The following is an 11250-nucleotide window of genomic DNA, read 5'->3' as shown; positions in this document are numbered from 1 at the left end:
ATGTCGCAGGCTGCGCTGAATACGCGGAACCGTGAAGAAGAAGAGTATGCCGCTTCACGGCGCAATAATGGAACGCATCTGGTGGGAATTGTTTTCCTGCTGGCGGTGTTGTGTACCGTGTTTGTTAGCGGCTGGGTCGTTCTGGGCTGGATGGAAGATGCGCAACGATTGCCCATCTCAAAACTGGTGGTGACTGGCGATCGTCATTACACGCGCAACGATGATATTCGACAGTCCATTCTGGCATTGGGATCGCCGGGAACCTTTATGACCCAGGATGTGAATATCGTCCAGAGTCAGATTGAACGTCTGCCGTGGATTAAACAGGCAAGCGTCAGAAAGCAGTGGCCGGACGAATTGAAGATTCATCTGGTTGAATATGTGCCAATTGCACGTTGGAATGATCAGCACATGGTAGATGCCGAGGGGAATGCCTTCAGCATTCCAGCCGATCGTGCCAGCAAGCAAACTTTACCTATGCTCTATGGCCCTGAAGGCAGCGCAAGCGAAGTATTACAGGGCTATCACGACATGGGTGCGATGCTCGCGAAAGGGAAGTTCACGTTGAAGGTTGCGGCGATGACCGCGCGCCGTTCGTGGCAGTTGACGCTTGATAACGGTATCAAGCTGAACCTGGGGCGGGGCGATACGATGAAACGGCTGGAACGTTTTTTAGAACTGTACCCGGTTCTACAGCAGCAGGCGCAAACAGACGGTAATCGGATTAGCTATGTTGATTTGCGTTATGACTCGGGGGCGGCAGTAGGCTGGGAACCTGCTCCTGCGGCGGATACTAATCAACAACAGAATCAGGCACAGGCAGAACAACAATGATCAAGGCGACGGACAGAAAACTGGTAGTTGGACTGGAGATTGGCACTGCAAAAGTTGCCGCTTTAGTAGGGGAAGTTCTGCCCGACGGAGTGATTAATATCATTGGGGTCGGCAGTTGTCCGTCCCGTGGTATGGATAAAGGCGGGGTTAACGACCTTGAGTCGGTAGTGAAATGCGCGCAGCGCGCTATCGACCAGGCGGAGCTGATGGCGGATTGCCAGATCTCTTCGGTATATCTGGCGCTTTCCGGTAAGCACATTAGCTGTCAAAATGAGATAGGTATGGTGCCTATCTCAGAAGAAGAGGTCACGCAGGAAGACGTGGAGAACGTCGTTCACACGGCGAAATCCGTTCGCGTACGTGATGAACATCGTGTTTTGCACGTCATTCCGCAAGAATACGCAATTGATTATCAGGAAGGGATCAAAAACCCGGTAGGCTTATCTGGTGTGCGTATGCAGGCGAAGGTACATCTGATTACCTGTCACAACGACATGGCGAAAAATATCGTCAAAGCGGTAGAGCGTTGTGGCCTGAAGGTCGATCAGCTGATTTTTGCCGGCCTGGCTTCCAGCTATTCCGTGTTAACGGAAGATGAACGTGAGCTGGGTGTCTGCGTTGTGGACATCGGCGGCGGTACAATGGATATCGCGGTCTATACCGGCGGCGCGCTGCGTCACACCAAAGTGATCCCTTACGCAGGGAACGTGGTGACCAGCGATATCGCCTATGCCTTCGGCACGCCACCGAGCGATGCTGAGGCGATTAAAGTGCGCCACGGCTGCGCGCTGGGCTCCATAGTGGGCAAAGATGAGAGCGTTGAAGTGCCAAGCGTGGGCGGTCGTCCGCCGCGTAGCCTGCAACGACAGACATTGGCAGAGGTCATTGAGCCGCGTTATACCGAGCTGCTGAACCTCGTCAATGAAGAGATTTTACAGTTACAGGAACAGCTTCGTCAGCAGGGTGTCAAACACCATCTCGCGGCGGGGATTGTATTGACCGGTGGCGCAGCGCAAATTGAAGGGTTGGCCGCTTGCGCACAGCGGGTGTTCCATACGCAGGTTCGTATCGGTGCGCCGCTGAATATTACTGGTCTGACGGACTATGCCCAGGAGCCGTATTATTCAACGGCGGTGGGCCTGCTGCACTACGGGAAAGAGTCCCACTTAAGTGGTGAAGCAGAGGTAGAAAAGCGCGTCACCGCATCGGTCGGATCGTGGATCAAACGACTGAATAGCTGGTTACGCAAAGAGTTTTAATTTTTAAAGAGACCAATGCACAATTCACGGTCTCGGGCGACAGGCACAAAACGGAGAGAAACTATGTTTGAACCTATGGAACTGACCAACGACGCGGTGATTAAAGTCATCGGCGTCGGTGGCGGCGGCGGTAATGCCGTTGAACACATGGTGCGCGAACGCATCGAAGGTGTTGAGTTTTTTGCTGTTAACACCGATGCGCAGGCACTGCGTAAAACGGCGGTTGGCCAGACTATCCAGATCGGTAGCGGTATTACCAAAGGTCTGGGCGCTGGGGCAAACCCAGAAGTCGGTCGCAACGCGGCTGATGAAGACCGTGAAGCACTGCGTGCAGCGTTAGACGGCGCAGACATGGTATTTATCGCAGCAGGTATGGGCGGCGGTACCGGTACCGGTGCAGCGCCAGTGGTTGCTGAAGTGGCTAAAGATTTAGGTATCCTGACCGTTGCTGTCGTGACCAAGCCTTTCAACTTTGAAGGCAAGAAGCGTATGGCATTTGCGGAGCAGGGTATTACCGAGCTGTCTAAGCACGTGGACTCCCTGATTACCATCCCGAACGACAAGCTGCTGAAAGTTCTGGGTCGCGGTATCTCCCTGCTCGACGCGTTTGGCGCGGCGAACGACGTGCTGAAAGGCGCGGTACAGGGTATCGCTGAGCTGATCACTCGTCCTGGCTTGATGAACGTCGACTTCGCGGACGTCCGTACCGTGATGTCCGAAATGGGCTACGCAATGATGGGCTCCGGTGTGGCAAGCGGTGAAGACCGTGCGGAAGAAGCGGCTGAAATGGCTATCTCTTCTCCGCTGCTTGAAGACATCGACCTGTCCGGCGCACGTGGCGTTCTGGTCAACATCACCGCGGGCTTCGACCTGCGTCTGGATGAGTTCGAAACCGTTGGTAATACTATCCGTGCGTTTGCGTCGGACAATGCGACCGTGGTTATCGGTACTTCCCTTGACCCGGATATGAACGACGAACTGCGCGTTACCGTTGTTGCGACCGGTATCGGCATGGACAAGCGTCCAGAGATCACCCTGGTGACCAACAAGCAGACGCAGCAGCCTGCGCTGGATCGCTATCAGCAGCATGGTATGGCGCCGCTGACGCAAGAACAGAAACCGGCCGCTAAAGTGGTTAACGACAATACGCCGCAGACCACCAAAGAACCGGATTACCTGGATATCCCTGCATTCCTGCGCAAGCAAGCTGACTAAGAATTAGCTGGAAGTTGGGAATCTGCGCTCTTTGTGCTAAACTGGCCCACCGAATGTGTTATACACTTCGGTTGGATAGTTAATTTGGCGAGATTATACGATGATCAAACAAAGGACTCTTAAACGTATCGTTCAGGCGACTGGCGTCGGTTTACATACCGGCAAAAAGGTCACACTGACGTTACGCCCTGCGCCGGCAAATACCGGGGTCATCTATCGTCGCACCGACTTGAATCCTCCGGTAGATTTCCCGGCCGATGCCAAATCTGTGCGTGATACTATGCTCTGTACTTGCCTGGTCAACGAGCATGACGTGCGGATTTCTACCGTAGAGCACCTCAACGCCGCGCTGGCGGGCCTGGGTATCGACAACATCGTTGTTGAAGTCGATGCGCCAGAAATCCCGATTATGGACGGTAGTGCTGCGCCATTTGTTTATCTGTTGCTGGATGCCGGCATTGATGAACTGAACTGCGCGAAGAAATTCGTCCGTATTAAAGACACCGTTCGCGTTGAAGATGGCGATAAGTGGGCTGAATTCAAACCGTACAATGGTTTCTCGTTGGACTTTACCATCGACTTTAACCACCCGGCGATTGACTCCAGCACGCAGCGTTATGCGATGAACTTCTCCGCAGATGCGTTCATGCGCCAGATCAGCCGTGCCCGTACTTTCGGTTTCATGCGTGATATCGAATATCTGCAGTCCCGCGGCCTGTGCCTGGGCGGCAGCTTCGATTGTGCCATCGTTGTTGACGATTATCGCGTACTGAACGAAGACGGCCTGCGTTTTGAAGATGAATTCGTTCGTCACAAAATGCTGGATGCTATCGGTGACTTGTTCATGTGTGGTCACAACATTATTGGTGCATTTACCGCGTACAAATCCGGTCATGCGCTCAATAACAAACTTCTGCAGGCGGTCCTGGCAAAACAGGAAGCTTGGGAATTCGTGACCTTCCAGGACGACGCAGAACTGCCGCTGGCGTTCAAAGCACCATCAATGGTTCTGGCGTAAGCCTAACCATCGCGTAAATTCGACTGGCAACCTGGCACTCTCTCCGGTCAGGGAACCAGTCGTTTTTTCTTTTTAGCGCTCGAAATTTCCTTTTCCCGCCGTCAGTGTCTTTCTAAAGATCACACTCCTGTGCAACCGCTGCTTTCTTAACCCGTTTTTCGGTGATGATTTCGTCATTCCTGCTGTCGCAGCGCTGCATTAATGATAATATCTTGGCGCGAAAATAGAATAACGGTACTTAAAACCGAAGGTGGAATATTACGTGAGTGGAATGCTGACGCGTTGGCGACAGTTTGGCAGACGCTACTTCTGGCCGCATCTCCTGTTGGGGATGGTTGCTGCCAGCTTTGGCTTGCCTGCGCTTGCGAGTAATACCGAGCCAGCGTCGCCTGCCCGTGAGACCACCAGTAACCATCATCCGTCGCAGAAAATTGATTTCACGCAGTTGGCGCGCCTTGAGAACAACCGCCGCCCATCCTTTAGCGTGGACTACTGGCATCAGCATGCCATTCGCACGGTTATTCGCCACCTCTCTTTTGCCATGGCGCCTACCGCGTCACCGGTTGCCGAGCCCGCGTCGCCGCTTCAGGCTGCGCAGCATCTGGCTCTGCTCGATACGCTCAACGCGTTACTCAATGTTGAAAGCCAGCCGCCGGCGGTGATCGCCCAAGCCGTCATTTTACCAGCCTTACCCCCTCACGCATTTAGCATCCCGACCTGGATAAGCCAGGTGCAGGGGATCCGCGCCGGGCCGCAGCGCCTCGTCTGAAAATAACCGCTTTTTATCCTTTATTTTTCTGACTCCGAAATGTCGGGGCGTTTGAGATTTTATTATGTTAATCAAATTATTGACCAAAGTTTTTGGTAGTCGTAACGACCGTACCCTGCGCCGCATGCGTAAAGCTGTAGGCATCATCAATGCGATGGAACCGGAGATGGAAAAACTCTCCGACGACGAACTGAAAGCGAAGACCAACGAATTTCGCGCGCGCATTGAAAAAGGCGAATCCGTTGAGAGCCTTATCCCAGAAGCGTTTGCTGTGGTTCGTGAAGCGAGTAAGCGTGTGTTTGGCATGCGTCACTTCGACGTGCAGCTGCTCGGCGGTATGGTTCTGAATGACCGCTGCATCGCGGAAATGCGTACCGGTGAAGGTAAAACCCTGACCGCAACGCTGCCGGCTTACCTGAACGCGCTGTCCGGCAAGGGTGTGCACGTGGTTACCGTCAACGACTATCTGGCGCAGCGTGACGCCGAAAACAACCGCCCGCTGTTCGAATTCCTCGGCATGACCGTTGGTATCAACATGTCCGGCCTGCCAGCGCCTGCTAAGCGCGAAGCCTACAACGCGGATATCACCTACGGTACCAACAACGAATACGGTTTTGACTACCTGCGCGATAACATGGCATTCAGCCCGGAAGAGCGCGTACAGCGTAAACTGCACTATGCGCTGGTCGATGAAGTTGACTCCATCCTGATCGATGAAGCGCGTACGCCGCTTATCATCTCCGGTCCGGCGGAAGACAGCTCCGAAATGTACAAGAAAGTGAACAAAATCATTCCTCATCTGGTACGTCAGGAGAAGGAAGATTCCGACACCTTCCAGGGTGAAGGTCACTTCTCTGTGGATGAAAAATCTCGCCAGGTGAACCTGACCGAACGCGGTCTGGTGCTGATTGAAGAGCTGCTGGTGAACGAAGGCATTATGGAAGAAGGCGAGTCCCTGTACTCTCCGGCTAACATCATGCTGATGCACCACGTTACCGCTGCGCTGCGCGCCCACGTGCTGTTCACCCGCGACGTTGACTACATCGTCAAAGATGGCGAGGTTATCATCGTCGATGAACATACCGGTCGTACCATGCAGGGCCGTCGCTGGTCCGATGGCCTGCACCAGGCGGTGGAAGCGAAAGAAGGCGTTGAGATCCAGAATGAAAACCAGACGCTGGCGTCCATCACCTTCCAGAATTACTTCCGTCTGTACGAAAAGCTGGCCGGTATGACCGGTACGGCGGACACCGAAGCCTTCGAATTCAGCTCCATCTACAAGCTGGATACCGTTGTGGTGCCAACTAACCGCCCAATGATCCGTAAAGATATGCCGGATCTGGTCTACATGACCGAAGCGGAAAAAATTCAGGCGATCATCGAAGATATCAAAGAGCGTACTGCCGCAGGCCAACCGGTGCTGGTCGGTACTATCTCTATCGAAAAATCCGAAGTGGTTTCCCATGAGCTGACCAAAGCAGGCATCAAGCACAACGTGCTGAACGCCAAGTTCCACGCCAGCGAAGCGGACATCGTTGCTCAGGCGGGTTATCCTGCTGCCGTGACCATCGCCACCAATATGGCGGGTCGTGGTACCGATATTATGCTGGGCGGCAGCTGGCAGGCGGAAGTGGCGCAGCTGGAAGATCCAACCCCTGAACAGATTGCTCAGATTAAAGCCGATTGGCAGGTTCGTCACGATGCCGTTCTGGCGGCAGGTGGTCTGCACATCATTGGTACCGAACGTCACGAATCTCGTCGTATCGATAACCAGCTGCGCGGCCGTTCCGGTCGTCAGGGTGATGCGGGTTCTTCCCGTTTCTACCTGTCCATGGAAGATGCCCTGATGCGTATCTTTGCCTCCGACCGCGTGTCCGGCATGATGCGTAAGCTGGGGATGAAGCCGGGCGAAGCTATCGAGCACCCGTGGGTGACCAAAGCAATTGCTAACGCACAGCGTAAAGTGGAAAGCCGCAACTTCGATATTCGTAAGCAGCTGCTGGAATATGATGACGTTGCCAACGATCAGCGTCGCGCTATCTACACCCAGCGTAACGAACTGCTGGACGTGTCTGACGTGAGCGAAACCATCAACAGCATCCGTGAAGATGTCTTCAAAGCGACCATTGATGCGCACATTCCTCCGCAGTCTCTGGAGGAAATGTGGGACATCCCTGGCCTGCAGGAACGTCTGAAAAACGACTTCGACCTCGAACTGCCTATCTCTGAGTGGCTGGACAAAGAGCCTGAGCTGCACGAAGAGACGCTGCGTGAGCGTATTCTGGCAAGCGCCGTTGAGGTCTATCAGCGTAAAGAAGAAGTGGTTGGCACCGAAATGATGCGTCACTTCGAGAAAGGCGTGATGCTGCAGACTCTCGACTCCCTGTGGAAAGAGCACCTGGCGGCGATGGACTACCTGCGTCAGGGTATCCACCTGCGTGGCTATGCACAGAAGGATCCAAAGCAGGAATACAAGCGCGAATCCTTCGCTATGTTCGCTGCGATGCTGGAGTCACTGAAGTATGAAGTGATCAGCACCCTGAGCAAGGTTCAGGTGCGTATGCCGGAAGAAGTGGAAGAGATGGAGCAGCAGCGCCGTCTGGAGGCTGAGCGTCTGGCGCAGATGCAGCAGCTGAGCCATAAGAGCGATGACGAAGCCGTTGCAGAAGATCTGGCAGCGCAAACCGGCGATCGTAAAGTGGGTCGTAACGATCCGTGCCCTTGCGGTTCCGGTAAAAAATTCAAACAGTGCCACGGCCGTCTGAGCTAAGGTCACGATAACAAGACAAAAGGCGCAGACTACTGCGCCTTTTTTATGGATAAGACAAAATGAAAATACTGCAAATATCCGTTGGCATCATTCGCAACACCGCTGGTGAGATCTACATTACCCAGCGTGCTGCCGACGCACATATGGCCCATAAATGGGAGTTTCCTGGCGGGAAAATTGAGGCCGGTGAAACGCCTCAGGATGCGGTTATCCGTGAACTGCAGGAAGAGGTCGGCATCGCTGCCACGTCGCTGCATCAGTTTGATAAGCTGGAGTATCAGTTCCCCGACCGCCACATCACGCTGTGGTTCTGGCTGGTTGACGGTTGGGAAGGCGAGCCGTGGGGTAAAGAAGGGCAGCCGGGACGCTGGGTGGCGCAGCAGGAACTGGTCGCGGAGGAGTTTCCGCCAGCGAACGCACCGGTGATTGAAAAGCTGATTGCAGAGTAAGATTTGTAGCCCGGACTAGGTGCGTTAGCACCGACTCTGGAGAGGCCACGGCGTCGCTACGCTTGGCCGGGCTACCTTTGGTTTACTGCTGGTCTTCGCTCCAGTCGTCGCTCTCGGAGAGGTCGCCGCTGCTCGGAATGCGTTTCTCTTCTGCCGCCCATTCGCCGAGATCGATCAACTGGCAGCGCTTGGAGCAGAACGGGCGATAGGGGCTCTGTTCGCCCCAGATAACTGGTTTGTTGCAGGTTGGGCAGTTTACCGTGGTGACGTCAGACATGGTCTCTCCTTAGCAGCAGGCCAGTTCAAAATCCAGACGCTCTGGCACCAGACCATGCTCACTATCCAGCGGCATAAAGCGGATGGCAAAGCGGCTCTTGTGCCCGGAGATCTGCGGATACAGCTGCGATGTAATTTCCAGCTTCAGGCGCAGCAGGTCGGCATCTTCACCGTTATCCTGGTAGAAGCCGTTGAGGCTAGTCTGTTTGCGGAACTGGGCGGAGTTGCGCACCAGATCGAGAATCAGCGACAGCGCCTGGTTCAACGGCGCCAGGCTCTCCAGCCAGGTATCAACCTGTGCATCGCGCTGATGCTGCTTTGAGTGCAGCCAGATATGCAGCGTTGGCAAATCGAAGCTGCAGCAGCCGCCGGGAATGCTCAGACGCTGGCGAACCAGCGCAATCAACCGGTCTTCACGCAGAAATTGCCCTACGCGCGGCGCGGCCATCAGGATGCTACTGCTGTTCTTTAACTGCTGGCGCAGAGCATCAATACGGGTTAAGTCCACACCCTCAACTTCGCTCCAGGCGTTCAGTTTGCGCTGCTGGCGCTCCAGTTCTTTGAGCAGTTCGGTGCGAATATCGCCGCGCTCGAACACATCCAGTAAATCCCCTACATTGCGAAAAAAATGCAGTGCGCTGGCGTGATCCCTGATGGGTAAATTGGCGTTCAATTGTTCCGTCAGAAATTCAATACGCAGCCAGGTACGCATTTTTTCGTTCAGGGGGTGCTCAAAAAGGATGTGGGTGTGCATTACGATTTTTCCTGTGATACAGCCTGTGCCGCGAGCTCAAGATAGAGGGCGTGAAGGCGAGCGACATCCGATGCAATCGCATCTGGTGTGCCGTTGTTATTAATGACGTCATCAGCTACCGCCAGACGCGCTTCGCGAGTGGCCTGGGCAGCAAGAATATTTTCCGCATGCTCTCGCGACACCTGGTCACGCTGCATGGTTCTAAGAAGCTGGGTTTCGCGTGACACATCGACGACCAGTACGCGATCGGCCCGCTCGTAGAGTTTGTTTTCCACCAGCAGAGGAACAACCCAGAGTACATAAGGCGAGGTTGCCTGCTGTAGTTGGCGCTGCGTTTCTTGCTGAATAAGGGGATGCAATAGGGCGTTTAGCCAGGCTTTTTCATCGGGGTGGGCGAAAATATGTTCGCGCAGTACGCGACGGTTTAGTGCGCCTTCCTCGGTCAGAATAGATGCGCCGAAATGTTCGGCAATAGCCGCTAGCGCTGGTGTACCTGTTTCGACAACCTGACGGGCAATAATATCGGCATCAATAACGTAAATACCCAGGCGAAAAAACGCATCTGCGACCGTACTTTTGCCGCTTCCGATGCCGCCTGTTAACGCTACTGTGTAAGTCATACCGCTTAGCCCTGGATTTTTAGTATGAAAATCATTTGGTTAAAAAACTGGCGGCCCGAGTGAGTGAATCAACGATACACGGCACTAATCGCCAGGTAAATTTATGGGATTGTAGCGTAAAAAAAGTGAAATTCGCAGTCTTGCGAAGCCCTGATTAGTGCGTATGATTGCATTACTGGAGTTGTGCTCTCAATTTAATTGCCATTAACCCCAGGAATTCGCACATGCGTATCGAAGAAGATCTGAAGTTAGGTTTCAAAGACGTTCTTATCCGCCCTAAGCGCTCTACCCTTAAAAGCCGTTCCGATGTTGAACTGGAACGCGAATTCACCTTTAAACATTCAGGACAACGCTGGTCTGGCGTGCCGATCATTGCTGCGAATATGGACTCCGTGGGTACTTTCGGGATGGCAAAAGCATTAGCCTCTTTTGATATCCTCACCGCCGTACACAAGCACTACACTGTTGAACAGTGGAGCGCGTTTGTTCAGGCCGAGTCTGAAGACGTTCTGCGTCATGTGATGGTATCGACCGGCACCTCCGATGCTGATTTCGAAAAAACACAGCAGATCCTGAAGCTGCACCCGTCACTGAACTTCGTCTGCATTGATGTGGCAAATGGTTACTCCGAGCACTTCGTTCAGTTTGTGGCAAAAGCACGTGCGGCCTGGCCGACCAAAACCATCTGCGCAGGCAACGTGGTAACGGGTGAAATGTGTGAAGAGCTGATTCTGTCCGGCGCTGATATCGTGAAAGTGGGTATCGGCCCAGGTTCAGTGTGCACCACCCGTGTGAAAACCGGCGTGGGCTATCCGCAGCTGTCTGCGGTTATCGAATGTGCCGATGCGGCGCACGGCCTTGGCGGCCAAATCGTCAGCGATGGCGGTTGCACCATGCCAGGCGATGTGGCTAAGGCATTCGGCGGCGGCGCAGACTTCGTGATGCTCGGCGGTATGCTGGCCGGCCACGACGAGAGCGGCGGCACCGTAGTGGAAGAAAACGGTGAAAAATTCATGCTGTTCTACGGCATGAGCTCTGAGTCAGCGATGAAGCGTCACGTTGGCGGCGTTGCGCAGTACCGCGCAGCCGAAGGCAAAACCGTTAAGCTGCCGCTGCGCGGCCCGGTTGATAACACCGCTCGCGACATCCTGGGCGGCCTGCGTTCTGCCTGCACCTACGTTGGGGCATCGCGCTTAAAAGAGCTGACCAAACGCACCACCTTTATCCGCGTACAGGAACAAGAGAACCGCGTGTTCAACAGCCTGTAATTCGCTAACGCTGGCGCG

11 protein-coding genes are annotated in these 11250 nt (G+C 54.2%); 8 read left to right on the top strand and 3 right to left on the bottom strand.

Features of this window, described 5'->3' with window-relative positions; all coding sequences use genetic code 11:
• The 7 genes from ftsQ to mutT all read left to right on the top strand — a co-directional run bounded on the left by ftsQ (position 1) and on the right by mutT (position 8314).
• Positions 1-834 (top strand): cell division protein FtsQ, encoded by an 834-nt coding sequence (gene ftsQ, locus ACLGE8_RS11925; RefSeq protein WP_410998698.1) that lies wholly within the window; start codon positions 1-3, stop codon positions 832-834.
• Positions 831-2093 (top strand): cell division protein FtsA, encoded by a 1263-nt coding sequence (gene ftsA / locus ACLGE8_RS11920; protein WP_185668543.1) that lies wholly within the window; start codon positions 831-833, stop codon positions 2091-2093. Before ftsQ ends, ftsA begins: the two co-directional genes overlap by 4 nt.
• 63 nt (positions 2094-2156) lie before the next feature.
• Entirely contained in the window at positions 2157-3308 is a 1152-nt protein-coding gene (ftsZ, locus tag ACLGE8_RS11915; RefSeq protein WP_035893043.1) for a cell division protein FtsZ, read from the top strand.
• Between the two features lie 100 nt (positions 3309-3408).
• Positions 3409-4326, top strand: coding sequence for a UDP-3-O-acyl-N-acetylglucosamine deacetylase (gene lpxC, locus ACLGE8_RS11910; RefSeq protein ID WP_185668542.1), 918 nt, complete (start codon positions 3409-3411; stop codon positions 4324-4326).
• Positions 4327-4588: 262 nt separating this feature from the next.
• Positions 4589-5095: a secA translation cis-regulator SecM gene (gene secM / locus ACLGE8_RS11905; protein ID WP_220440744.1), complete on the top strand. Its 507-nt coding sequence runs from the start codon at positions 4589-4591 to the stop codon at positions 5093-5095.
• A 64-nt stretch (positions 5096-5159) separates the two neighbouring features.
• Positions 5160-7865, top strand: coding sequence for a preprotein translocase subunit SecA (secA, locus tag ACLGE8_RS11900; protein WP_185668540.1), 2706 nt, complete (start codon positions 5160-5162; stop codon positions 7863-7865).
• Positions 7866-7924: 59 nt separating this feature from the next.
• Complete coding sequence (gene mutT / locus ACLGE8_RS11895) at positions 7925-8314, top strand: 8-oxo-dGTP diphosphatase MutT (RefSeq protein WP_410998695.1); 390 nt, start codon at positions 7925-7927, stop codon at positions 8312-8314.
• Between the two features lie 82 nt (positions 8315-8396).
• Here mutT and yacG read toward each other — a convergent pair whose 3' ends face one another.
• The 3 genes from yacG to coaE are packed head-to-tail and all read right to left on the bottom strand — an operon-like array spanning position 8397 to position 9964.
• On the bottom strand, positions 8397-8591 hold the full coding sequence (yacG, locus tag ACLGE8_RS11890) for a DNA gyrase inhibitor YacG (protein ID WP_185668536.1): 195 nt from the start codon (positions 8589-8591) through the stop codon (positions 8397-8399).
• A 9-nt stretch (positions 8592-8600) separates the two neighbouring features.
• A complete protein-coding gene (gene zapD, locus ACLGE8_RS11885; protein ID WP_185668535.1) occupies positions 8601-9344 on the bottom strand; it encodes a cell division protein ZapD in 744 nt (247 codons plus the stop codon).
• Positions 9344-9964 carry a dephospho-CoA kinase gene (gene coaE, locus ACLGE8_RS11880; protein ID WP_185668534.1) on the bottom strand — a complete coding sequence of 207 codons (621 nt, stop codon included), beginning with the start codon at positions 9962-9964 and terminating at the stop codon, positions 9344-9346. Before coaE ends, zapD begins: the two co-directional genes overlap by 1 nt.
• A 224-nt stretch (positions 9965-10188) precedes the next feature.
• On the opposite strand from coaE, the gene ACLGE8_RS11875 reads away from it, so the two are divergent.
• Complete coding sequence (locus tag ACLGE8_RS11875) at positions 10189-11232, top strand: GMP reductase (RefSeq protein WP_185668533.1); 1044 nt, start codon at positions 10189-10191, stop codon at positions 11230-11232.
• Positions 11233-11250 lie beyond the last annotated feature (18 nt).

Source organism: Kluyvera sp. 142486 (genome assembly GCF_046569695.1).
In the GTDB taxonomy this organism is placed as follows: Bacteria; Pseudomonadota; Gammaproteobacteria; order Enterobacterales; family Enterobacteriaceae; genus Kluyvera.
The sequence above is the reverse complement of the archived record's forward strand: the minus strand, read 5'-3'. Positions and strand labels throughout refer to the sequence as shown.

What these genes read in the sequence shown, in the direction of transcription:
- ftsQ (WP_410998698.1), top strand. Translation starts at nt 1, where the DNA reads ATGTCGCAGGCTGCGCTGAATACGCGGAACCGTGAAGAAGAAGAGTAT.
- ftsA (WP_185668543.1), top strand. Translation starts at nt 831, where the DNA reads ATGATCAAGGCGACGGACAGAAAACTGGTAGTTGGACTGGAGATTGGC.
- ftsZ (WP_035893043.1), top strand. Translation starts at nt 2,157, where the DNA reads ATGTTTGAACCTATGGAACTGACCAACGACGCGGTGATTAAAGTCATC.
- lpxC (WP_185668542.1), top strand. Translation starts at nt 3,409, where the DNA reads ATGATCAAACAAAGGACTCTTAAACGTATCGTTCAGGCGACTGGCGTC.
- secA (WP_185668540.1), top strand. Translation starts at nt 5,160, where the DNA reads ATGTTAATCAAATTATTGACCAAAGTTTTTGGTAGTCGTAACGACCGT.
- mutT (WP_410998695.1), top strand. Translation starts at nt 7,925, where the DNA reads ATGAAAATACTGCAAATATCCGTTGGCATCATTCGCAACACCGCTGGT.
- yacG (WP_185668536.1), bottom strand. Translation starts at nt 8,591, where the DNA reads ATGTCTGACGTCACCACGGTAAACTGCCCAACCTGCAACAAACCAGTT.
- zapD (WP_185668535.1), bottom strand. Translation starts at nt 9,344, where the DNA reads ATGCACACCCACATCCTTTTTGAGCACCCCCTGAACGAAAAAATGCGT.
- coaE (WP_185668534.1), bottom strand. Translation starts at nt 9,964, where the DNA reads ATGACTTACACAGTAGCGTTAACAGGCGGCATCGGAAGCGGCAAAAGT.
- ACLGE8_RS11875 (WP_185668533.1), top strand. Translation starts at nt 10,189, where the DNA reads ATGCGTATCGAAGAAGATCTGAAGTTAGGTTTCAAAGACGTTCTTATC.